Here is a 24349-nt window from a genome sequence, read left to right as displayed (position 1 = left end):
GCAAAAAAATTACGATAAAAGTGTTACTTTATTATACGCTGTAATCAAACATTCTCTTTTAAGACTAAATTAGCGCACCCATCGCACAATATAATCTTCAAGATCATCTTCATGGACATCAACTTCAGAAAGGCAACGTCCTGCAACTGACTTTTTCGCCTTAACCACGCTTTGTCTCGAACCCGTATTTAAATAATGCCAAGAAGGTAAATTCTTGCCTTCATTCAAGCGCTTATAAGCACAGCTTGAAGGCAACCAGTGGATTGTTTTTAAAGACTCTACCGTTAATTGCAGGCAGTCAGGTACTTGCTGCTGACGATTCAGATAGTCCGTGCAACGCCCTGTACCACAATCAAGTAACTTACAAGCCACTTTGGTATAAGCCACCTCATGCGTATCTTCATCTTCTAGTTTGACCAGACAGCATAAACCACAGCCATCACATAAAGCTTCCCACTCAAGTTGAGTCAGTTGCTCTAAAGGATAGTTTTTCCAAAAGAGTGGTCGAAGTGAGGTCTCGGTAGACATAATCTTTTAACAGCTGATGAGATAAAACGATGTATCAGTATAGCATTGAAGTGGTCTGTACTAAAAAAGAAGCTGTATTTATGACATCACAAAATGATTGTTTAATATACATTTCAACCACATAAACGACACATTCCGAGTAAAAAACACGCTATATAGTTAAATGACAATGAAAAATAAGGAGGACAGCATTATGTTCCGTTGGGCGATAATTTTTGCAGTAATTGCACTCATTGCCAGTCTATTAGGGTTTGGTGGTGTTGCAGGGCTATCTAAAGACTTTGCCGTGATTTTATTAGTTGTAGCTGTAATTCTAGCTGTAATTGGGTTCATTTCTCGAGGCCGAACTTAATTTAATCATGATCACATAAAAAGAAGGAACTGGTTTCCTTCTTTTTTATTGCTTATAGCTTTGTATCTTTTTCTTTTGATGTAGATTTTTACATAGTTATTTATTTTAGTTCTTAATTTTTATGCTTTAATCAAGCGTATTTAAATCGATTTAAATTTCAGGATTAATGTCATGAGTACTGCAATTAAAACCCGTGAAATTCAATATACTGCACCAGATGGTAGCCATTTAATTGGTTACTTTGCGGCTCCAGATAGCGAAACACCTGTTGCGGGTGTGATTGTTGCTCCTGAGTGGTGGGGACGTAACGAATATACAGAGCAACGCGCACGTGAACTTGCTGAACACGGCTATGCTGCGCTTGCAATTGATATGTATGGTGATAAAAAAGTTACAACGACCGCAGCTCAAGCCTATGAATGGATGATGCAGACATTTGAAGAGTTAGACACGGTGGCTGATCGTGCCAATGCTGGGCTTCAAACTTTAGCTGCTCAGCCGGAAGTAAACAGTGAAAAAATTGCCGCTGTCGGTTACTGCTATGGTGGTAAAGTCGTATTAGATCTTGCGCGTTCAGGTGCTCCACTAAAAGCGACTGCAACTTTCCATGGCACATTAACGCCTAAAGCTCCTGCTCAAAAAGGCGACATTCAAGGTGAAGTTTTAGTTCTACATGGTGAATTAGACAGTATGGTCACCTTAGAAGATGTTGCTAATTTTGAAAAAGAGATGCAAGCTGCTGAGGTTAAACATGAAGTAGTGGTTTTAGAAGGTGCTAAACATGGCTTTAGTAACCCGCTTGCCGATGAAAGAGCTAAAGCGAACGGTGTGGACCTTGGCTACAATAGCGAAGCGGAAAAACAAGGCCTTGCTAAAATGTACGCTTTACTAGATCGTACTCTAAAATAAAAGAAGCAAATTTGGAGCAAATGATTTTTTTGCATTTGCTCCCTTAAATGTTTATGACTTTGCAATATTTTTACTGTATTTTTTAAACCATACTTCAATAACTATACTCCCGTTGAGCTAGAGCAAAGCCTAGTCTTATTTCCCGCACTCGGGGTTTAATGGAATAACATGAGAGGATACAACAATGACTGACAAGAAATGTCCGTATTGCGAATTTGATGAATATGACATCATTGATAAGAATGAATTTGCCGTAATTTTGCCTGATTCTAATCCGTTATCTAAAGGCCACTGTGTAGTAACACCACTGCGCCATGTTAGTTCTTTTTTTGACATTACGTCTAAAGAACATCAAGGCTTACTGACACTTCTTGAAATTGCCCGTCATGAGACACAGCTTCGCCATCAGCCAGATGGCTTTCATATTGGTTTTAATGATGGTGAAGTTTTTGGAAAAACTTCAGATCATTTCCACATTCATGTCATTCCTTACTATAAAAACCAACCGTTGAAACTTGATCAACGTTGGGGTGTACAAAAGAATTAATCCTTTTTACCCATAGAACAGGGACTACATTTTTGATGTAGTCCCTGTTTTTATATGTCCATTTTCTTCGTTTGCTTTAAACAAAATTTCATCTAAATTTCAGCTATAATTTAGCCCTTACTTCTCTTCTATAGCTGTTCATGCCTGAATTTTCTTTTTCTGATGCCCTCTTAAACTGGTTCGATCAACATGGTCGTCACGATTTGCCTTGGCAAGTTGCCAATGATCCATACAAAGTTTGGGTTTCTGAAATTATGTTGCAGCAAACTCAGGTGAAAACGGTTCTGCAATATTTTGACCGCTTTATGGAGCGCTTTCCAACGGTAGAAGCTTTAGGTCATGCAACTTGGGATGAAGTAGCACCTTTTTGGGCAGGTCTTGGCTATTACGCTCGTGCACGCAATTTGCATAAAGCGGCTGGGCTTGTCACGCAGCAAGGTAAATTTCCTGAAACGCTAGAAGAATGGATTGCGTTACCTGGCATTGGTCGCTCTACCGCAGGCGCGCTCATGTCTTTAGGTTTACGTCAGTACGGCGTCATTATGGATGGCAACGTGAAACGCGTCTTAGCTCGTTTCTTTGCCATTGAAGATGACTTAAGCAAACCACAGCACGAGCGTGAAATGTGGAAACTGGCTGAAGAGCTTTGCCCTACACATCGCAATCATGACTACACTCAAGCGATTATGGATCTCGGCGCAACCATTTGTACGCCTAAAAAACCGCTATGTTTATATTGTCCAATGCAAGCTCATTGTCAGGCTTATCAGCAAGGGTTAGAACAAGAATTACCTTTTAAAAAACCGAAAAAAACACCGCCTGTTAAAACAGCAGATGTTCTTATTATTCAGTGCGAAGGTGAATGGTTCTGGCAACAACGTCAAGCTCATGGTCTATGGGGCGGTTTATTCTGTTTACCTATTTTAGAAAATGAACATGAACGACTGAGCATAAGCCAGCAATATAAATTACAGCCTCAAGCACAAACTTTTCAGATCAGCCATAGCTTCACTCATTTCACATGGTTACTTAATGCTCATGTGTTCCACGTGGAACCTGATCAAAAAGAACATCTGGCTATTGAACTTGAAGGTCAATGGTTGAGTCCGGAACAAGCCATTGCCAAAGGTGTTCCAACCGCTATGAAAAAATTGATCTCAACAAGCCGTTCATGACATAGTGAGTAAAATAATTTTGATATGGCTGTGACAGGGAGTATTTTGTGCGACGTTTTGTTTCTCATTTCTCACTTGGTTTTCTGATTATTCTATTGGCGGCCTGTGCCAGTGCACCTAAAAAACCTGCCCCACTTCCACCTGCTCAAGTCATCAAACTCAAAAGTATGCAGCTTCCAAGTCGACTACCTGTACCTGTAAAAGGTATTGACCGTGATGAATTAAAAGACACATGGGGAGCTGCTCGGAGTCAGGGCCGTAGTCACGAAGGAATTGATATTTTGGCTCCACGTGGAACCAAAGTGTACAGTGCAACCGAAGGTCTCGTTGCAGATCTTCGCAATAACAACTTAGGTGGCAAAGTCATCTGGATTTTAGGTCCAGCCGGGACATGGCATTATTATGCTCATCTTGATGGTCACAAACGTGGCTTAAATGTGGGTGACTATGTCAAAAAGGGCGACCTCATTGGTTATGTCGGCAATACGGGCAATGCACGTTATACTTCACCTCATCTTCATTATGGTCTTTATCTAGATGGTAAAGGTCGTGGTGCTGTTAATCCTTATTCATATTTACGCTAGGAACATTTTATGTCGGAAGCGCTGATCAATCGCTTAGTAGAGTTTGCCGAGTCTGGTAACCAGCAAAAGATCATTTTAAATGGCAATAGCTATCAAGGCTGGATCATGGAAATCAGCGATGATGCCCTACTAATCAGTACTGGTTTTTCAGACAAAGTCGGCAAAGACTTTTGGCTGAAGTTTGAAGACTTAACACAAGCAGAACTGTATTATTGGGATACTCGCCCAAATGAATGGGTCTTATTTAAACTTTAAAATTCTAAGATAAATATAAGGAGCATTATCATGAAAACTCAACGTTGCGGATGGTGTTCCGACGATCCACTCTATATTGCCTACCATGATGAGGAATGGGGTAAACCCGAACACGACGAGGCACGATTATTTGAAATGCTTTGTCTCGAAGGTCAGCAAGCCGGCCTCTCATGGATTACCGTACTAAAAAAAAGAGAAAGCTACCGTCAACACTTTTTTAATCATCCGATTGCAGACATTGCTTCATTTACAGATGATTTTCTAGAACTAAAATTATCTGATGCAGGCTTAATTCGTCACTTGGGGAAACTCAAAGCTATTCGTGATAATGCTATTGCTTGGCAAGCGCTCAAAGCACAAGTCGGTGATGTTCCTACATGGCTTTGGCAGTTTGTAGATGCAGCGCCACAAAACAATGATGTTGTAGATTATCGTAAGGCCCCTGCTCAAACCGAACTGAGCATAAAACTTTCCAAAACTCTTAAAAAGAATGGTTTCAAATTTGTTGGCCCAACCACCTGCTATGCTTTTATGCAGGCAGTAGGCATGGTCGATGATCATGAAAACGATTGTCAATTTAAAGCTTCATAACCCACCAGAACGGTTCAAAGCCGCTTAAGGAGTTTCCGATGAGCAATAATACGATTCAAGCTTATGCTGCAATGCAGGCAGGTGAAAAACTAGTTCCCTATCAATTTGACGCAGGTGAATTACAACCGCATCAGGTTGAGGTAAAAGTTGAATATTGTGGTTTATGTCATTCTGATATTTCTGTTTTAAACAATGAATGGCGTTCAACCGTGTATCCTGTGGTTGCAGGTCATGAAATTATTGGACGAATTGTTGCTTTGGGCTCAGAAGCCAAAGGTCTACAAATTGGACAGCGTGTCGGTATTGGTTGGACAGCTGAAAGTTGCCAAGCCTGTGATGAATGTATTGGTGGTCAGCAAGTACTGTGTACAGGTGGAAATGTTGCAACAATCGTAGGACATGCGGGTGGCTTTGCCGATAAGGTTCGCGCAGGTTGGCAGTGGGCTATTCCCCTCCCTGACGATTTAGACGCTGAAAGTGCAGGCCCTTTACTTTGCGGCGGAATTACCGTTTTTGATCCGCTACTCAAACACAAAATTCAGGCAACGCATCATGTCGGTGTAATTGGCATTGGTGGTTTAGGCCATATAGCCATTAAGCTACTTAAAGCATGGGGCTGTGAAATCACTGCTTTTAGTTCTAACCCAGATAAAACGGAAGAACTCAAAGCAATGGGAGCCGACCATGTGGTAAATAGTCGCGATACAGCAGCAGTAAAAGCTCAAAAAGATAAATTCGATTTATTGCTGAGTACCGTGAATGTGACTCTAAATTGGTCTGCTTTTATTGCAACACTGGCACCAAACGGAACCTTACATTTCTTAGGCCTTACACTTGAGCCTGTTCCTGTATCTGTTGGCTCTCTTATTGGTGGTGCTAAGTCAGTGACTGGTTCACCTACGGGCTCACCTGCTGCACTACGTCAGCTTTTAAAGTTTGCTGCACGTAAAAAAATTGCGCCTCAAATTGAGCTATTTCCGATGTCACAGCTCAATGAAGCAATTGAGCGTCTACACTCAGGGCAGGCACGCTACCGCATTGTGCTTAAAGCAGACTTTGCAGAATAAAACTAACTCGCTGTTTTAATCTGTTGCCGTGACCAGTCCGCTAAGTCTTTAATTGCTTGGCGGACATCTGCTGTTAGCTCATGACCTGCATTTAAACGAATAAAATGCCGATAGCGTTCATCCTCACCAAAAACATGACCGGGAACTACAGTAATTCCGTGAGATTTTGCAGTGTAATAGAGCGCCAAACTATCTACAGTTTTAGGTAACTGCATCCATAAAGCATAACCACCTTCTGGTTGACTCAGTGCAATTGGAATACCTTCAAATGCATTTAAAATACAACTACGATACTCCTCGACTTGCCGCATCAAATTCGGTCTTAACTGCTCTAAATGCTCCCTATAACCACGACTATAAATAAAATCAGCTAGACCTAATTGTAGCGGTGTATTGACCCCAATATTACTGGCTAACAGCTCAAGCCTTAAATGTTCTAACTTTGTTGTTAAACAGAACCATCCTACGCGATACGCACTCGATAACGACTTAGAAACCGATCCACACCAAATCACATAGCCTTCACGGTCCCAATAGCGTATAGGTAATGGTCGCTCACCACTGTAGCCACACTCTCCATAAATATCATCTTCGATAATAAAGCACTGATACTTTGCTGCTAATTCGGCAATCTTTTGTTTTTCTGTATTACTTAAACAGTATCCCAATGGGTTCTGATAGTTGGCTGTCATTAAGCAAACTTTAGCCAAACCTTGCTTCATAAATGATTCTAAGCGCTCAAGATCGATACCACGATGATGCGCTGGAATTTCAATAATCTGCCGTTTTAAACTGGCTATAAGCTGTAGTTGTCCATTAAAAGTAGGCGTCGGGATTAAAATACTATCGCCTACTTCTGTTAGATGTTGAATCACCAAAGATAAAGCAGGCATGCAGCCATTGGTAATAAAAATATCTTCTACCGCGATAAAAATCCCATCTTCACGCCAATGATCAGATAACGCTTTTCTTAATTGCTCATGCCCTTGTTTATTACAATAAAGAAAGTCTTGAGGCTGACAATTTTTTAAAGCCCGTTGAATAGAACGACGTAAACCTTCCACAGGAATAAAATGAGGCGTTAACTGAATAGAGCCTAATGGTACAAGATGGCTTTGTAAGGCAGCTTCCTGAATTTGATTATGCAATTCCAGATTTGAAACTTGTCGAGGTAAAGACAAGAAATCTGGACTTTCAGGAATGGGGCCCGATTGTGCACGAGCAACTACAAAATAACCTGACTTCGGCTTTACATAAATAAGCCCCCTCGCCTCAAGTAACTCATAACAACTTTTTGCTGTACTTAAACTAATGCTGTGCTGACGAGCAAAATCTCGTAAAGAAATAAGTTTCTGGTGAGGTTTAAGCTCATCTTGATAAATACGATGTGCTAATTGATTGGCAAGAACCTGATATTGGAAAGTCATTCTGTGCTGCTTTTTTAAAAATTTCTGTATCTGTACTGGTTTATAGAACACCTTTAGGCTATAGAAATCAACTCAGAAAGTAGCAAACTCATGAAATTAAAAGCTATATTATTATTTACTATTGTTTTAGCTGGTTGTCAACAACAACCAAAAGATGAGCAGTACAGACATACTGTTTGCCAAAACCTCATAGAAGGTTATTTAAAAATGACAAATCAACAAGACTATAAAATGGAGCAACGCACTGATGACGAGACCAATGCGATTTCTCATTATCCATATAAACGGAATAGCTCAAATGAAGTTGTAATGGTGAACTCGGTTTATTCGACTTTATATTTTAGCTGCCGAGAACATCAAAAAAGCTATTTTCTGTCTCAACATTCATCAGAAGGACAAACGACTCCACTTTTAGAAGTTCATTTCCCAACTGACAGTTACACTACTTTTAGAGAGCGTTTTTAAAACCGTCTTTTAACTGTTCTGCCAAAAACTCAATAAATAAACGAATTCTTTTTGGTAGATGCTCTTGTTGATAATACACAGCATGGATGCTTTGATATTGATGTTCAATTTGGTCTTCAAATAAGGCTATCAATCGCCCTTCTTCAATATCTTTCCAAATTTCAAATTCAGATAGTCGTGCAATACCATGTCCTCTAATCGTCAGCTGACGCACCGTTTCCCCACTCGATGCTTTAATTTTTGATTGCGCAAAAAAATATTCATCACCAACTTTAATCGGCCAACTATTGATATATGTAGGTCTGGTAAAACCAATCAAATTATGTTGTTCAAGCTGTTCAGGTTGTGTCGGTGTACCCTTAATTGCTAAATACTCAGGGCTTGCAACAATAAATAAGCGACTTTTACACACCAGTTTGGCATGAAGACTTGAATCATTGAGCTCCCCAAACCGAAATGCGACATCAGTTTTATGTTGCAGCAGGTCAATCACCTGATCATTACTATTTAACTCAATTTCAATATTTGGATAGCACTCACGAAACTTATGCATTAATGGCGCAATTACGTGTAAGACAAACGGCGTTGCTGAATCAATGCGAATGAGCCCCGCAGTGCCCTGATCAGACTTTTGCAGTTCTTCTTCGGCAGCGTTCAGCTCATTTAAGATTTTACGGGCCTTTACAAGAAACTGCTGCCCTTCTTGTGTGAGTTTTAATTTACGTGTGGTGCGCTCCAATAAGGTCACATCTAACTTCGCTTCCAAGCGTGTTAACGATCGACTGACCCCCGAAGGCGTTTGTTTTAAATGTTCTGCCGCTGCAACAAAAGAACCCGTATCAACGATTGCAATAAAGGCAACTAGCTCTTCAATTGTTGATTTCATGTCTTATTCCATTATTGACTAATGATCAAAGATATTTTGCTTATTCATCTATTTTTTCGCAACAATAAAAACAGCAAAATGCACATCAAGTTAAATGATTATTCAAATTTAGGTAAACACATGAATATCCCCTCGTTTTGGTCTAGGAACTTTCCGTCTTAAAGAACAAGCAGTCATTGATTCTGTGAAAACTGCTTTAGACGTAGGTTACCGTGTCATTGATACTGCTCAAATTTATGATAATGAAGCAGCGATTGGTCAAGCCATTGCCGAAAGCGGTGTATCACGTCAGGACTTATTTTTAACCACAAAAATCTGGGTAGATAATTTTGCTCAAGATAAGTTCATTCCAAGCTTAAAAGAGAGCCTACAAAAACTTCGTACTGACCATGTTGACCTCACATTGATCCATTGGCCAGCGCCAGATTTAGGCGTTTCGATTCCTGAAGTTATGAAGCTTTTACTTGAAGCGAAACAACAGGGCTTAACTAAACAAATTGGTATTTCAAACTTCAATATTGAGCTTACCCAACAAGCAATTGATACAATTGGTGTAGAGCATATTGCAACAAACCAGATTGAGTTAAGCCCTTATCTTCAAAACCATAAGCTTGTGAATTTCTTACAAGAGAAGAATATTGATGTGACTTCATATATGACGCTTGCCTACGGCAAAGTGCTTCAAGATCCTGTTCTCGCTGAAATTGCAGCAGCTCATAAAGCAACGACAGCGCAAATTGCACTAGCGTGGGCATTGCAACGTGGTTTTGCAGTCATTCCATCTTCAACTAAACGTGAAAACCTGATTAGCAACTTAAAAGCACAGGATATCGAGTTAACTTCAGCTGAAATGCAAATGATTGCCGAACTTGATCGTAACAGTCGTGAAGTTAGCCCAGAACCATGGGCACCAGTTTGGGACTAAACTCATGAACACTCAATCAAATACGGCGTTCTCGTTATTGGCATTGGCAATAGGTGCCTTTGCCATTGGCACCACGGAATTCTCACCAATGGGATTGCTTCCGAATATCGCTAATGATTTAGGGATTTCAATTCCAACGGCCGGAATGTTAATTACGGGCTATGCACTTGGCGTCATGCTAGGTGCGCCTTTTATGACCTTGTGGTTTGGTGGTTTTGCACGACGTAATGCGCTTATTTTGCTGATGGCGATCTTTACGGTCGGTAACCTAATCGCAGCGTTTTCACCAAGCTATATGAGCTTATTAGGTGCTCGTCTCATTACAAGCCTGAACCACGGTGCCTTCTTCGGGATTGGCTCTGTTGTAGCGGCAAGCATTGTACCCGCACATAAACAGGCCAGTGCTGTAGCAACCATGTTTATGGGTTTAACCATTGCCAATATTGGTGGTGTACCGTTAGCAACATGGGTTGGGCAAAACATTGGCTGGCGTATGTCTTTCCTTGCGATTTCTTTGCTTGGCGTAATTACCATGCTCGCTTTATGGAAAGCGCTCCCACAAGGTATGGTTGCCAAAAAACCAAATGTGAAAGCTGAGTTGAAGGTATTAACGCGTACTCCTGTGGTTCTTGCGCTGCTCACTACCGTACTCGGTGCAGGTGCAATGTTTACGCTCTATACCTATATTGCGCCAAGTTTGACTGAGTTTACCCATGCTTCACCGACGTTCATTACATTTATGTTGGTATTGATTGGTGTCGGTTTCTCAATTGGTAACCATTTAGGCGGACGTTTTGCAGATTTGTCCATTAATAAAACTTTGATTGGTTTCTTGGTTCTGTTAATTGTGATGATGGTGACTTTCCCAATCCTTGCACAAAGCCAGATTGGAGCAGCAATTGCATTAGTGATCTGGGTTGCAGCAACCTTTGCTTTAGTACCACCTTTGCAAATGCGTGTAATGTCAGTCGCTCATGAAGCACCGGGACTTGCCTCTTCAGTAAATATCGGTGCGTTTAACTTAGGTAATGCCGTAGGTGCAGCAGCAGGCGCGTTAGTACTCGATCTAGGTTGGGGTTATAGCGCAGTATCATTTGCTGGAGCATTACTGGCTGGCTTAGGTTTGCTATTGGTTTTATTTCAAATCAAACGCGAAAGTAGCCCTGCACAAGCTTTACAGCAGTGTTCAGATTAATAAAAAAGCGCCTAATCTCAGGCGCTTTTTTTTAAACTATTTATTTTAAAATATCTGGTAATTTAGGGTGTTCATAAATCGGACTGGTCACTTCCCGCTTCATTTTGAGCAGCATCTGGTAAGGTTGCTGTTGAACAAACATATTTACAAAGCTCAACGGAATTGCACCAGCAGGATCAGCATAACCACTGGTCGTTACTTTCACCTTATTATTTGCAAGTTTCTGGAATGTCCAATCCCCTTCATAGCGTGTTAAGCGCACTACATCAGGTTGTATCGGATAATTTCCACTAATTGCAGTATTTTTAATTGTCACAACGCCATTTGCAGCCTTGCTCATTTTTCCTTTTACAACCACATCGCGATCTTTCAAAGGAAACGGAAAATCCAACACCATGTACAGTGTGAACTCACCTTTTTTCTCATCTTGAGACAACATTTCAACTTTGCCCATATAAGGCACCCACTGGTCAGCACGATTTACATCTAAAATCACAGCAACAGCGCGTTCAAGTGGCACATCAAATGTGGTTTCTGCTTTATATTGAAAGACTGGATTATCAGTTTTTTGATAGGTCCAGACTTTAATATTATTGCGGTCTAAGCTGAGTTTAGCTTTTTCTGTAGAAGCAGCCCCCGTCCAGAGGCTGCTTAAGCAAAGAAGAGTGGTCAAGGCAATTTGTTTTTTATTCATGTTCTGCTCTATCTTGTTTTTCTCGCTACACATGGAATACGGACAGGGTTTTAAACCTGTACGTCGTTCAATCCTAAAACATCTTTCATGTCATATTTACGCGCTTCACGGCCCACAACCCACGCAGCAGCTCGCACTGCACCAGCAGCAAAGTTCATACGGTTAGTGGCTTTATGAGTCACTTCAACTCGCTCACCTTCACCAATAAACATGACAGTGTGTTCGCCAACGATGTCACCACCACGAATGGTTTCAAAGCCAATCGTTTGACGGTCACGTGGGCCTGTATGCCCTTCACGGCCATACACAGCAACTTCTTTTAAGTTACGACCTAAAGTATCTGCAATTGCTTCGCCCATCATTAATGCTGTACCTGACGGCGCATCTACTTTATGACGGTGGTGAGCTTCAATCACTTCAATATCTACTGTATCGCCAAATACTTTTGCTGCAAGCTCAAGTAACTTGATTGATACATTTACACCCACTGAATAGTTCGCAGCGTAAACCACAGGTATATGGGTGGAAACTTCGTCTAGCTCAGCTTTTTGCTCATCTGACATGCCCGTTGTCCCGATTACTATAGCTACTCCAGCTTCACGACATAGCTTTAGATGCTCAGATGTTGCAACAGGAGTAGAAAAGTCAATTACGACGTCACAGTCTTTAAGAACCTCTGCCAAGCTTCCTGTAAGCTTCACTCCAATTGAACCTACCCCTGCAAGTTCACCAGCATCAGCACCGATTAAAGTACTTTCTGGGCGTACAACGGCTGCTCCTAATTGATAGCCTGCTTGTTGAACTGCTTGAATAAGTATACGGCCCATACGACCGCCTGCACCTAAAATACCAATGCGTGGAGCTGCTGACATAATCTTCCCAATCTTCGGTTTTACGTAATTTACCTACTATATCAAAACTCTTTGCTCATCTTAAAAAGTAAAAATTATTTTTTGAGTTGGGACGAAATTTAATCTGTTTTCACAAAATTTAAAGAATTGATCGGCAGACTACGAAGCCACGAATGAGAAAAAGATGACTATAAGGAGTTCAGCATGCATTCGAGAATTATTGGTTTTACCGTAATGATGGGGATTATGAGTTCAGTGGCATTTGCAGAGCCTGCAATCCAGCCAGGAGACACATTAGAAAGCTTATCTAAAGCGCGTATTACAACAAACGTAAATACTCAAACAGCAACGCCTACAGCTCAAACAAATGATGCCAATGCTGACGTTAAAGTTGAAGATATTGACCCGATTATTGGTGAAACTACAGCAGAAACACCTAAAGCAGCTGTACAGGCAAAAGCAGTAGCCGCACCAGTGATCGAAAGTGCTCCGACTCTTGCTTCTAGCGAGCCTACTGTAAGTGTTGACGATATTGATGTTGCTCATCCTACAGAGTAAGCAGACTTAATTTCCTTTTAAACAGAATAAAAATAATAAGATGAATCAGCGCAATAAAAAGGCGGATATTTTATCAATATCCGCCTTCTTTTTAATTCTTATCTAATCAAGCATTAATCGAACAAACGATCAAAGAATGATTTTTTCTTCGGTGAAGAAGCACTGTCTTCACCATCAAAAGAAGCTTGCAACTCTTTAAGTAATTCACGTTGACGAGAATTTAAGTTGACTGGTGTTTCTACCACAATACGGCAGAGTAAATCACCGACCATGCTACTACGTACTGGGCGAACGCCTTTGCCACGTAAACGGAATAATTTACCTGTTTGAGTTCCCTCAGGAATTTTCAGGCTAACACGACCTTCCAAAGTTGGAATTTCAATTTCTTTACCAAGTGCGGCATCAGCAATGCTCACTGGTACGTCCATATAAAGATCTGCGCCATCACGTTGGAAGATTTCGTGTTCGCGAACAACGACTTCAACGTACAAGTCACCTGATTGGCCATCACGAATTGCTTCGCCTTTACCACTCAAACGAACGCGGTCACCATTATCTACACCCGCTGGAATGGTAACTTCCAACGTTTGCTGGCGATCGGCAACACCTGAACCATGACATGCCTGACAAGGGTTTTTAATAATTTTACCTTGACCACGACACGTACCACATGTTTGTTGTACAGAGAAGAAACCTTGCTGCATACGAACTTGTCCTGAACCATGACAAGTTTTACAGGTTTCAACATCTTTTGGATTTTTAGAACCTTTACCATCACACACATCACATGGTGCTGGAGCAGTAAAGGTAATGGTTTTTTTAACCCCTTTTACAGCTTCTTCAAGGGTAAGTTCCATTACATAGCGTAAATCTGATCCGCGACGTTGACGCTGTTGACGTCCACCACCACCGAAGGCGCCACCGAAGATATCACCGAACTGGCTAAAAATATCTTCTGCACTAAATCCGCCGAAGCCACCACCGCCCCCGCCAAAGCCACCTTCGAACGCATTATGTCCCATGCGATCGTACATGCTACGCTTTTCGCTGTCCGATAAAACTTCATAAGCTTCTGCAGCTTCTTTAAATTTCTCTTCAGCTTCGACATTGTCAGGGTTTCTATCAGGATGATATTTCATCGCCAATTTACGGTAGGCTTTTTTGATCTCATCATCACTTGCGGTTTTTGAAACGCCTAAAACCTCATAATAATCACGTTTAGCCATTTTTGGCGGTGCTCCTCACGGAATTTTATCAATACTCTATTGCCGACTAAATGGGGGACTTTAGCCGAATTTACAAGGGGGAAATGTTTAAAAAATAGATATATTAAAAAACTGCCTTATTTTTTAAATATTTAGACAAGCCTTTTAACCATGCATTTAATAGAAATAACCACGCAATAGCGCTAAAAACTACGCCAGCAACCGTAGAGGCTGTGACCCAAAGATTACTATCCCATGCAAAGAAGAAGAGCGGAATAAACCAGACAACAGCAAAAATTGCCATAAATAGAAATAGAATCGCATTGCGCATAATCCATAGCGCATGCGCATGAATCCAAACTTCTGCATTATCTACAACTGCCACTTTACGAGCGACCAAATAAGCAAAGGCCGCAAAAATAACCGTAAACAATGCAAGAAACATGAACGCATAAGAAATTACTATATAGCGGCGATGCTGTTCGATATGGTCTTGCCCCATCTGTATTTCACCTCAATTCACTGCATTTTGCCTATTTTTTATGCAGTGAAATAATCCTGTATTTTTTGTGTAAAGACAGGTGCTACTATATTGGAGTTTTCAATATTTCGCACCTTTATTCACAAAAAATTTATGTATTTTATGCGGTTTTTTTCACCTTAAACCACGCTGCGTAGAGTGCAGGTAGGAAAAATAATGTCAGTAGGGTGGCAACAATCAATCCACCCATGATCGCAACAGCCATCGGACCAAAGAAAATACTTCGCGAAAGTGGAATCATGGCCAGAACAGCGGCTAAAGCAGTCAAAATAATTGGACGGAATCGACGCACTGTCGCTTCAATAATTGCCTCCCAAGTTGGATGTCCGGCTTGTCGGTCCTGCTCAATTTGATCAATCAAAATAAGCGAGTTACGCATGATCATGCCAGAGAGCGCAATTGTGCCTAACATGGCCACAAAGCCAAATGGTTTGTTAAATAACAGTAAGAATAAAACAACACCAATTAAACCCAGTGGAGCTGTTAACAACACGATGGTCGAGCGAGACAAGCTTTTGAGCTGAATCATCAGTAATGTCATGACCACTGCCAAGAAGAGTGGCATACCCGCATTCACAGAATCTTGCCCACGTGCAGACTCTTCTACGGTTCCACCCACTTCAATGAGATAGCCACTTGGCAATTCAGCACGTAACTTATCCATTGATTCAGCTAACTCACCCACAACGGTAGCAGGCTGTAAATTGGTACGAATATCTGCGCGAACAGTAATCGTCGGTAAGCGGTTACGATGCCAGATCAAACCATCTTCAAACTTATACTCAATCTTCGCGATTTGAGCTAAAGGTACAGTGGTTCCATTGTTCGTTGGCACAGCTAAGCTTGCCAGTGAAGCCACTTCAACGCGTTCTGCTTGGTCCCCGCGTAAGCGAATTTCAATGAGTTCACGTTTTTCACGATATTGCTCAATCGCACTACCAGTAATTGATGCATTAATGAAATTCGCTAAATCCAGACTAGAGACACCCATTTGTCGAGCACGGTCTTGATCAATTTGAATGGAAATGATCTTACTTGGCTCGCCCCAATCTAAATGCACATTGGTGGTATTCGGGTTTTCACTCATTACTTTAGCGACTTGCTGCGCTTCTTTACGTACCAGATTTAAATCTTCACCTGACACACGATATTGCAATGGATAACCCACAGGTGGGCCATTTTCGAGTAATGACACACGAGTACGGACTTGTGGGAGTAACTGCTTAATTTGTGTTTCTAACGAACGACGAATGTCATCACGATCATCAAGCGATGATGCGAGTACAACAAACTGAGCAAAGCTGGCTTGCGGCAATTGCTGGTCTAAAGGTAAATAAAAACGTGGTGAACCTGTCCCTACATAGGCCACATAGTTATCAATACCTTTTTGTTTAGACAAGAATTTTTCAACCTTTTTCACAGCTTGTTCTGTTGCTGTTAAAGAAGCACCTTCTTCAAGCTTTAAATCGACTAAAATCTCGGCACGGTTTGAAGGCGGGAAAAACTGCTGAGGTACCATCTTAAACATCAGCACAGAGAGCACAAAAATCCCCACCGTCGTTGCAATCACGGTTTTACGATAGGTCACACAAAACTCGACCATCTTTCTAAAGCGTACATAGAAACTAGATTGATAAGGATCGTAATGATGGTCCTGTGAAATTGCCACAGTTTGCGGTTGCGGTTTTTTCGTTAATCTTGCCCAAAAACGGACATACCAAGGGGCCTGATGTCCTAACTTGGTAAAATCTGGTAATAGCTTTTCACCTAAATAAGGCACAAATAAAACTGCCGCGATCCAAGACACCAATAAAGCAATGGTCACAACCTGAAAGATAGAGCGTGTGTATTCACCTGTACTAGACTGAGCCGTAGCAATCGGTAAAAAACCTGCCGCGGTAATCAATGTTCCCGTGAGCATCGGAAATGCTGTGGTTTTCCACGCAAATCCGGCGGCTTTAATTCGGCTATAACCCTGCTCCATCTTAATGGCCATCATCTCGACGGCGATAATGGCGTCGTCAACTAACAGGCCTAACGCCAAGATCAAAGCACCAAGTGAAATCTTATGCAGCCCGACATCGAATAAACTCATACCGGCAAAGGTCATTGCTAAAACTAAAGGAATAGAAAAAGCGACCACCAATCCCGTACGGAAGCCTAAAGAGAAAAAACTCACTAACAAGACAATAATGACTGCTTCAGCGAGTACCTTTACAAACTCATGAATACTGCGTTGTACTGCTACAGGTTGGTCAGAAACTTTTTGCAATTTCATGCCGAGTGGCAAGGTCTTTTGCAGTTGGGCAAATTCTGTTTCTAGATTTTTACCAAGGGCAATAATGTCACCGCCTTTACGCATCGAAACGGCAATGCCAATACCATTTTCACCCATGAAACGCATACGTGGTTGAGCAGGCTGACTAAAACCACGATAAACATCAGCAACGTCACCAAGCTGGATGGTTTTATCACCGACCAATAAAGGTGTTTTTTTAATTTCATCAATGTTTTGTAGATGACCACTTACTCTAATTTGAATACGGTCTGTACCCGTTTCAAAAAAGCCAGCACTTGCCATACTATTTTGCTTTTGTAAGGCTTCTTGAATCGCTGTAACTGGAATTCCGAGCTGCACCGCTTTAGTGTTAGAAATCTCAACCCATATTTTTTGGTCTTGTAGACCAATCAATTCGACCTTACTGACATCCTTGACTCGTTGAAGCTGTAATTGCAAACGATCTGCATATTCTTTCAAAAGTGCATAGTCAAAGTCTTTGCCTGTCAGTACATAAATATTACCGAAAGTGTCCCCAAATTCATCGTTAAAAAATGGGCCTTGTACACCGTTTGGCAGTTCATGGCGAATATCATTCACCTTCTTACGGACGTTATACCAAACGTCAGGGATCTGTGCCGATGTCAGCGAGTCCTTGGCAACAAACGTGACCATAGACTCACCTGGGCGGGAGTAAGCCATAATCTTGTCATACTGCCCTGTTGTCATGAGTTCCTTTTCGATACGGTCAGTCACCAGCGTTGAAACTTCTTTCGCTGTTGCTCCCGGCCAATAGGTTTGTACGACCATGACTTTAAAGGTAAATGGTGGATCTTCACTTTGTGAGAGTTTTGAATAAGAGATCGCGCCGATAATGCCAAGTAACAGCATAAAATAAAGGACGATACCTTTATTATTTAATGCCCATTCCGAGAGATTGAATTTCATGGCTGGATTGCTCCCTGAATTTTCACCGCACGGTTTTCACGGTCAATCGGGGGAATCTTCTGCTTATCACGTAGCAAATGTACACCACCAATCACCACCCAATCATTTGGTGTCAAACCAGATAGCACAGGTACACTGTCTCTGCCATATGCACCAACCGTAACAGGTACTTTGCGTAAAGTTTGATTCGCATTAACAACCCAGACATAAGGCTGATTATCTGTTGCTGAAACGCTCGAAAGTGGCACACTCATCACATTGGTTTGAGTTGAGGTAAAAAATACGCGTGCACTTTGTCCAAGTTGGATAACAGACTGCCCTTCTTTGAGTGCAACTTTCACTGTAAAGGTACGAGACTGATCCGCTGCCGGAGAAACTTCGCGTACATATCCAGCAAATCTTTCATTCGGTTTAGACCACAAAGTGATCCAAGCGCCTTGACCAACTTTAATCTCGGCAACTGCTTGTTCTGGTACGCCGATGACCACCTCACGTTCACCATCAATTGCCAATTGATAAGCCGCTTGCCCTGCTGCAACCACTTGTCCAATTTCTATGTTTCGCGCAGTAATCACCCCGTTTTTATTAGAAACAAGTTGGTTATAACCTGTCTGGTTAGCAGATACCTCATAGTTAGAACGAGCTTGCTTTAGCGCCGCTTGTGCCGCGTCGTATTGATTTTTTACCGTATCAAATTGTGAACGGCTCACTGCATTAATCGGGAGTAATTGTTGAAAACGTTTAAGTTCATCTGCTGCTGTTTTTGCTGAAGCCTGTGCATTATCCAATTGGGCTTTAGCAGCATTTAATTGTAACTGAGCATCTGCCACATCGAGTTTTGCTAATACTTGTCCAACTTTAACTCGGTCGCCTACATCCACATAGCGCGCCGTAACTTGTCCACCAACCCGAAATGCCAAAGCCGTTTGTTGTCTAGCCTGCACATCCCCTGCATAGCTTTTTTGTTCATTGAGTGTGGTTAATGGCTGCGCCACCATCACATAGGGTATTTCTTCTGTTTTGGGTGCTTCTTTACTGCATCCCATTAATGTGACCGTACAAACAATCACCATACTCATGATGAGAGGTTTTAACAGATTCATATCTTATCGCTCTTATTCAAACTGATTTTTTAAGGCACAATATGCTTGCATCATAGTTTGTTTGTTTTTTAATTAATATACCTACGAGTACATTAATTAAAAAAAACTTATAAATATTTATTTTTCTGAACTTTTATTAGAGGGTTTTGTGCAAACAGTTAATCAAAGTGGTCGCCCCAAAGATCTGGAAAAGCGTGCTCGTATCCTACAAGCTGCGAAAGCTATTTTTTTAAAATCCGGTTATCACGGTACTAGCATGAACCAGATTGCACAGGAAGCAGGCGTTACTAAACTCACGGTTTATAACCACTTTCAAGATAAAGTGAACCTGTTTATCTGCGCGATTACGGAAACTTGTGAAGAGACACTGTGCACTAAACAATTTGACTTAGATACATCGGCAGACTTCTATCAAACACTCTTTATTGTATGTTCACGTGCCTTACAAATTATTTATTCACCTGAAGCATTAAAGCTTGATCATGTATTGTTGGAGCTTGCAGCCGAACAGAACCCACTCGCCCTACAGTTTTTTGAAGCTTCACATACACGAATGGAAAATCAATTAGCTGAGTTTTTTAAAAAAGCTGCTCAATTAGGTTTCATTCAAGCCGATGATCCAATCTATCAAACAGAACTGCTTTTGACCTTATTGCTTGGTGTACGCCATCACAAGGTTTTACTGGGCATTACTGCTGCCCCAAATGCACAGGAGCTAGAGCAAATTATTCGCGACGCAATTGATTTATTCCTACTCAAATATCGGAATTAAACCAAAGTCCGATTGTCAAAAGTTGCGCTGAGTGCATGCCAGCTTTTAAGACACTACAAGCGAATTAAATGTTATTTTTTAAGCAAAAATTCACATTTTCTTACGCTCAAAGCTTGGAATGTTTGTTAATCGCGCTATATTCGATAAGAATAAGAACAGGAGAAAATAGCATGGTTCAGCAAATCGATGCGCCACTGCGTGAGGATGTCCGCTTACTTGGTAATTTGTTAGGTGAAACCCTAAAACAACATGCAGGACAAGAACTGTTTAATCAGATCGAGCAAATCCGTGCTCTTGCCAAAGGTGCACGTGATGGTCAAGCTGAAGCCGAAAAGCAACTAGAACAATTATTTTTAGAACTGCCCGATGAAGAGTTACTTCCTCTCACCCGCGCTTTTTCTCACTTCCTCAATTTTGCCAATATTGCCGAGCAATATCATGTGGTCCGTAGCCGCAGACAGGCAGAGTTTGATTCGGATGCAAACTCTCCGAATCCGCTGGTTCACTTATTTCAAAAATTTAAAGATAAAAGTATTTCAACAGAAAAACTATTCCAGCAAATTTGCGATCTTAAAATTGAGTTAGTACTTACGGCGCACCCAACTGAAGTGAGTCGTCGTACCCTGATTCAGAAATATGATGATATTAACGCATGTCTCTCGCAGCTTGATCAGCAAAAACTTACCCCACGCGAACGCCAAAATGCACTTGCGAATTTAAAGCAACAAATTAGTTCGGCTTGGCAAACAGATGAAATCAGACAGCATCGCCCAACTCCAGTCGATGAAGCAAAATGGGGATTTGCCACAATTGAGCAAACACTTTGGAATGCTGTACCTAAATTCATTCGCGAGTTAAATGAATTAGTTCAAGAAAACTGCCAACTCAATTTACCACTTAATATTGCACCAGTACGTTTCGCATCTTGGATGGGCGGAGACCGTGATGGCAACCCAAATGTTACCCATCAAATTACCCAAGAAGTGCTGTGGTTATCACGCTGGCAAGCTGCCGATCTCTATTTAAGAGATATCGAAAACTTACGTTGGGAACTTTCAATCCAGACGTGTTCTGAAGAAATGATTCAAGCAATTGGCAGCCAACATGCAGAACCTTATCGTGAATATTTACGTGCTACACGAGAGCGTTTAAAAGCAACTCGCCACTGGTTAGCTCAGCGTTTACAAGGCTTAGAAGCAGATGACAGCAATGTCATTAAAAGTAAAGACGAACTCTTACAGCCTTTATTGCTGTGCTATCGCTCTTTAATCGACAGTAACCTACCTGAAATTGCGAATGGTCAACTGCTCGACTTTATCTACCGTGTGAACTGTTTTGGTATTGAATTACTTAAACTCGACATTCGCCAAGAATCAGGCCGTCATCGCCAAGCGATTTCAGCAATTACCGAATATTTAGGTTTAGGTAATTTTGAATCGTGGACTGAACAAGCGCGCCAAAACTTCCTCATTCAAGAATTACAAAGTAAACGCCCGCTTTTACCGAAATATATTAATGAACCTGAAGGCAGTTTGATTGGTCATCCAGATGTTCAAGAAGTATTTGCAACCATGCGTACTTTGGCAGACCAACCACCTGAGTCTTTAGGGGCATATATTATTTCGATGGCTGAATATCCAAGTGATGTTTTAGCTGTGTTGTTATTGCAAAAAGAAGCAGGTATTCAACACCCTTTACGTGTAGTTCCTCTATTTGAAACTTTAAAAGACTTAGATGGCGCTGCAACTACCATGAATACGCTGTTCAATATGCATTGGTATAAACAGCACATTCAGGGTAAACACGAAGTCATGATTGGCTACTCCGACTCTGCAAAAGATGCTGGTTTCATGTCTGCCAACTGGGCGCAATATCGTGCTCAAGAAGAGCTAACAGCAATTGCTCAAACACACGGCGTACAGTTGACATTATTCCACGGTCGCGGCGGTTCAATTAGCCGTGGTGGGGCACCAACCCAACAGGCTTTGTTCTCGCAACCTCCTGGTTCAATTTCTGGGGCAATCCGTGTCACAGAACAAGGTGAAATGATTCGCTTCAAATTCGGTCTAGAAGGTATTGCGATGCAAAACCTTGAAATCTATACCGCAGCAACACTTGAAGCGACATTATTACCACCACCAGAACCTAAGGCCGAATGGCGTGAACTCATGAACCGCATGACTGATCATTCTGTTAAAGTCTACCGTCAAACAGTTCGTGAAAACCCACATTTTGTGAAGTATTTACGTACTGTCACGCCTGAGCTTGAATTACAAATGTTGCCTTTAGGCTCGCGTCCTGCAAAACGAAAAGTGAGTGGCGGCATCGAGTCTTTACGTGCGATTCCATGGGTATTTGCTTGGACACAAATCCGTTTGATGTTACCTGCATGGCTAGGTACTGGCGCAGCAATTAATGAAGTGATTGCCGATCAGCAAAAAGCGACACTTGATGAAATGCTCCAGCAATGGCCTTATTTCCAGACGCTGATTGATATGCTGGAAATGGTATTGTCTAAAGCCGATGCCAACATTGCACTCTATTACGAGTCTCATCTGACTGAAGATGAAGATTTGAAAGTGCTCGGCAACCAATTACGCCAACGACTAAAAGATGCTGTTGAAACCTTGCTTGCATTAAAAGATGAATCAAAGCTTCTGAGTAATAATGATGTTCTTGATCAATCTATGCAGGTTCGTAAGCCATACCTACTTCCTTTGCATCTTTTACAGGCTGAACTCATGAAGCGTCGTCGCGATTACCTAGCGCAGCGTCAGGCAGAGCACACCCCTGTCGACCATGCACTTATGGTGAGTATTGCGGGTATCGCTGCTGGCTTACGTAATACAGGCTAAGCTAATTTTACCAATTGTTTTATAAAGCAGTGCATCTTGATGTGCTGCTTTTTACTTGCAAAGTTCTTTATTTTTCTTAAATTTTCCCCGATATTCTATTTTTTTGAATATTTTTTAAAAATCATAAAATTAATATTTATGAGAAAAAAATAACTAAATACGCACATTTAGTTTTTTTAAAATTATACCAATCGTTAAAAAATAATTACTTTTCACTCATATACTTCTCTCTAGAGATTAAATGCACTCACAAGAAAGAGTATCATGGCAGCAATTAAAGAATAATGAGCTTATTTTATGTCCAATTGGTTTCCAAAATGGCAGCCTTACCAAGGTGATATTGACCATCGGCCAGTCTCTACCAATGAATATCTCCCACCCGTTCAAAGTGCTGTTTTGGGTATTCAACATGCATTTGCCATGTTTGGAGCGACTGTTTTAGCACCCTTACTCATGGGTTTTAATCCTAACCTTGCTATTTTAATGTCTGGAATCTGTACCATTCTGTTTTTCTTAATTACAGGTGGTCGTGTTCCAAGTTATTTAGGATCAAGTTTTGCCTTTATTGGGGTGGTTGCAGCTGCAACTGGGCATATTACAGGTTCAGGTGCCAATCCAAATCTATCTATGGCTTTAGGTGGAATCGTAGCATGTGGTGTTTTTTATGCCATCATCGGTTTTATCGTGATGCTTACTGGTACACGCTGGATTGAAAAACTCATGCCGCCTGTGGTGACTGGTGCCATTGTGATGATTATTGGTCTGAACCTTGCACCTGTTACGATTAAAGGTGTTGCAGGCCAACCATTTGAAATGTGGATGGCCTTAATTACCGTACTTTGTATGGGTAGTATTGCAGTCTTTACTCGTGGCCTGTTGCAACGCTTGCTTCTGTTGATTGGTTTGATCTTGGCTTATGTGATTTATGCCATCACCACCAATGGGCTAGGTTTAGGTAAACCAATCGATTTTAGCCAGATCTCACAAGCCGCATGGTTTGGGATTCCAAGCTTTTCGCATCCTACTTTTGACACGAATGCTATGCTAATTATTGCGCCAGTTGCGCTTATCTTAGTAGCAGAAAATCTAGGACATATTAAAGCTGTTGGCGCGATGACTGGTGAAAACCTGACTCCACAATTAGGTAAAGCATTTGTTGCAGATGGTTTGGCAACAACATTATCTGGTAGTGTCGGCGCTCCAGGGATGACTACTTACGGTGAAAACATTGGTGTGATGGCAGTCACTCGTGTGTACTCAACCATTGTTTTCGTCATCGCAGGTGTCTTTGCAATTTTCTTAGGTCTATCTCCAAAATTTGGCGCGGTAATTAGTACGATCCCAAGCGCAGTTTTAACAGGTGCATCTATTGTCGTGTTTGGTTTAATTACCATTGCCGGTGCAAAAATCTGGATTGAAAACAAAGTTGATTTTTCTAACAATAAAAATCTAATTGTAGCTTCGGTCACGATTATTTTAGGTGCTGGTAACTTTGAATTATTGTTTGGTAATTTCAATTTAGGTGGTATTGGTACCGCAACTTTTGCAGCCATTATTTTAAACTGGCTGTTTAGTTTAAAAGATAAAACCTAAATTCAAAAAGGCAGCGCAAGCTGCCTTTTTTTATTACGATTTAGT

Annotated in this window: 24 protein-coding genes; 15 read left to right on the top strand and 9 right to left on the bottom strand. The window is 41.3% G+C overall.

What is annotated here, in order from left to right; genetic code table 11:
• Positions 1–69 precede the first annotated feature (69 nt).
• Positions 70–528, bottom strand: a complete 459-nt coding sequence (locus tag J655_RS10945) for a YcgN family cysteine cluster protein (protein ID WP_032007442.1) — start codon at positions 526–528, stop codon at positions 70–72.
• A gap of 193 nt (positions 529–721) precedes the next feature.
• On the opposite strand from J655_RS10945, the gene J655_RS10940 reads away from it, so the two are divergent.
• The 8 genes from J655_RS10940 (at position 722) to ahr (ending at position 6008) form a co-directional block, all read left to right on the top strand.
• Positions 722–880: a DUF1328 domain-containing protein gene (locus tag J655_RS10940; RefSeq protein WP_002053759.1), complete on the top strand. Its 159-nt coding sequence runs from the start codon at positions 722–724 to the stop codon at positions 878–880.
• A 171-nt stretch (positions 881–1051) separates the two neighbouring features.
• A complete protein-coding gene (locus tag J655_RS10935; protein ID WP_017481879.1) occupies positions 1052–1789 on the top strand; it encodes a dienelactone hydrolase family protein in 738 nt (245 codons plus the stop codon).
• A 184-nt stretch (positions 1790–1973) separates the two neighbouring features.
• Positions 1974–2336 carry an HIT family protein gene (locus J655_RS10930; protein WP_032052362.1) on the top strand — a complete coding sequence of 121 codons (363 nt, stop codon included), beginning with the start codon at positions 1974–1976 and terminating at the stop codon, positions 2334–2336.
• Positions 2337–2476: 140 nt separating this feature from the next.
• Complete coding sequence (mutY, locus tag J655_RS10925) at positions 2477–3511, top strand: A/G-specific adenine glycosylase (RefSeq protein ID WP_032007443.1); 1035 nt, start codon at positions 2477–2479, stop codon at positions 3509–3511.
• A gap of 47 nt (positions 3512–3558) precedes the next feature.
• On the top strand, positions 3559–4095 hold the full coding sequence (locus tag J655_RS10920) for a M23 family metallopeptidase (protein ID WP_002119177.1): 537 nt from the start codon (positions 3559–3561) through the stop codon (positions 4093–4095).
• Positions 4096–4104: 9 nt separating this feature from the next.
• Complete coding sequence (locus tag J655_RS10915) at positions 4105–4350, top strand: hypothetical protein (protein ID WP_001287364.1); 246 nt, start codon at positions 4105–4107, stop codon at positions 4348–4350.
• 30 nt (positions 4351–4380) lie between these two features.
• A complete protein-coding gene (locus J655_RS10910) occupies positions 4381–4941 on the top strand; it encodes a DNA-3-methyladenine glycosylase I (RefSeq protein WP_032007444.1) in 561 nt (186 codons plus the stop codon).
• 38 nt (positions 4942–4979) lie between these two features.
• On the top strand, positions 4980–6008 hold the full coding sequence (gene ahr, locus J655_RS10905) for an NADPH-dependent aldehyde reductase Ahr (protein WP_032007445.1): 1029 nt from the start codon (positions 4980–4982) through the stop codon (positions 6006–6008).
• Between the two features lie 2 nt (positions 6009–6010).
• Here the strand turns inward: ahr and J655_RS10900 are convergent, their stop codons facing one another.
• A complete protein-coding gene (locus tag J655_RS10900) occupies positions 6011–7435 on the bottom strand; it encodes a PLP-dependent aminotransferase family protein (RefSeq protein ID WP_032007446.1) in 1425 nt (474 codons plus the stop codon).
• A 90-nt stretch (positions 7436–7525) separates the two neighbouring features.
• Between J655_RS10900 and J655_RS10895 the strand changes: the two genes are divergently transcribed.
• Positions 7526–7900, top strand: coding sequence for a hypothetical protein (locus J655_RS10895; RefSeq protein WP_032052361.1), 375 nt, complete (start codon positions 7526–7528; stop codon positions 7898–7900).
• On the opposite strand, the gene J655_RS10890 is transcribed toward J655_RS10895, so the two are convergent.
• Positions 7884–8786 (bottom strand): LysR family transcriptional regulator, encoded by a 903-nt coding sequence (locus J655_RS10890; RefSeq protein WP_032007448.1) that lies wholly within the window; start codon positions 8784–8786, stop codon positions 7884–7886. The genes J655_RS10895 and J655_RS10890 overlap by 17 nt on opposite strands.
• 124 nt (positions 8787–8910) lie before the next feature.
• Here J655_RS10890 and dkgB point away from each other — a divergent pair, with 124 nt between their 5' ends.
• Together dkgB and J655_RS10880 are read left to right on the top strand one after the other, a co-directional pair.
• Positions 8911–9711: a 2,5-didehydrogluconate reductase DkgB gene (dkgB, locus tag J655_RS10885; protein WP_032052360.1), complete on the top strand. Its 801-nt coding sequence runs from the start codon at positions 8911–8913 to the stop codon at positions 9709–9711.
• Between the two features lie 4 nt (positions 9712–9715).
• Positions 9716–10906: an MFS transporter gene (locus tag J655_RS10880; protein WP_032052359.1), complete on the top strand. Its 1191-nt coding sequence runs from the start codon at positions 9716–9718 to the stop codon at positions 10904–10906.
• 40 nt (positions 10907–10946) lie between these two features.
• Here the strand turns inward: J655_RS10880 and J655_RS10875 are convergent, their stop codons facing one another.
• Both J655_RS10875 and dapB read right to left on the bottom strand, forming a co-directional pair.
• Entirely contained in the window at positions 10947–11600 is a 654-nt protein-coding gene (locus J655_RS10875) for an START domain-containing protein (RefSeq protein ID WP_002119284.1), read from the bottom strand.
• Positions 11601–11650: 50 nt separating this feature from the next.
• On the bottom strand, positions 11651–12472 hold the full coding sequence (gene dapB, locus J655_RS10870; protein WP_032052358.1) for a 4-hydroxy-tetrahydrodipicolinate reductase: 822 nt from the start codon (positions 12470–12472) through the stop codon (positions 11651–11653).
• A 183-nt stretch (positions 12473–12655) separates the two neighbouring features.
• Here dapB and J655_RS10865 point away from each other — a divergent pair, with 183 nt between their 5' ends.
• Positions 12656–13009: a hypothetical protein gene (locus J655_RS10865; protein WP_032052357.1), complete on the top strand. Its 354-nt coding sequence runs from the start codon at positions 12656–12658 to the stop codon at positions 13007–13009.
• A 113-nt stretch (positions 13010–13122) separates the two neighbouring features.
• Here the strand turns inward: J655_RS10865 and dnaJ are convergent, their stop codons facing one another.
• The 4 genes from dnaJ to J655_RS10845 form a co-directional block, all read right to left on the bottom strand.
• Positions 13123–14235 carry a molecular chaperone DnaJ gene (dnaJ, locus tag J655_RS10860; protein ID WP_032052356.1) on the bottom strand — a complete coding sequence of 371 codons (1113 nt, stop codon included), beginning with the start codon at positions 14233–14235 and terminating at the stop codon, positions 13123–13125.
• A gap of 103 nt (positions 14236–14338) precedes the next feature.
• The gene (locus J655_RS10855) at positions 14339–14716 is read right to left on the bottom strand and encodes a membrane protein (protein WP_002119294.1); all 378 of its coding nucleotides are present in this window, start codon (positions 14714–14716) and stop codon (positions 14339–14341) included.
• A gap of 139 nt (positions 14717–14855) precedes the next feature.
• Positions 14856–17981, bottom strand: a complete 3126-nt coding sequence (locus J655_RS10850) for an efflux RND transporter permease subunit (RefSeq protein WP_032052355.1) — start codon at positions 17979–17981, stop codon at positions 14856–14858.
• A complete protein-coding gene (locus tag J655_RS10845; protein WP_032052354.1) occupies positions 17978–19084 on the bottom strand; it encodes an efflux RND transporter periplasmic adaptor subunit in 1107 nt (368 codons plus the stop codon). Before J655_RS10845 ends, J655_RS10850 begins: the two co-directional genes overlap by 4 nt.
• A 148-nt stretch (positions 19085–19232) precedes the next feature.
• On the opposite strand from J655_RS10845, the gene J655_RS10840 reads away from it, so the two are divergent.
• From J655_RS10840 to J655_RS10830, 3 genes are all read left to right on the top strand, one after another.
• Entirely contained in the window at positions 19233–19856 is a 624-nt protein-coding gene (locus J655_RS10840) for a TetR/AcrR family transcriptional regulator (RefSeq protein WP_032052353.1), read from the top strand.
• Between the two features lie 170 nt (positions 19857–20026).
• Entirely contained in the window at positions 20027–22711 is a 2685-nt protein-coding gene (ppc, locus tag J655_RS10835; protein WP_032052352.1) for a phosphoenolpyruvate carboxylase, read from the top strand.
• 297 nt (positions 22712–23008) lie between these two features.
• Entirely contained in the window at positions 23009–24304 is a 1296-nt protein-coding gene (locus tag J655_RS10830) for a solute carrier family 23 protein (protein WP_002119102.1), read from the top strand.
• Positions 24305–24349 lie beyond the last annotated feature (45 nt).

Source organism: Acinetobacter sp. 1294243 (genome assembly GCF_000588015.1).
Lineage (GTDB): Bacteria > Pseudomonadota > Gammaproteobacteria > Pseudomonadales > Moraxellaceae > Acinetobacter > Acinetobacter pittii.
This window is presented reverse-complemented; position numbering and strand designations above follow the sequence as displayed.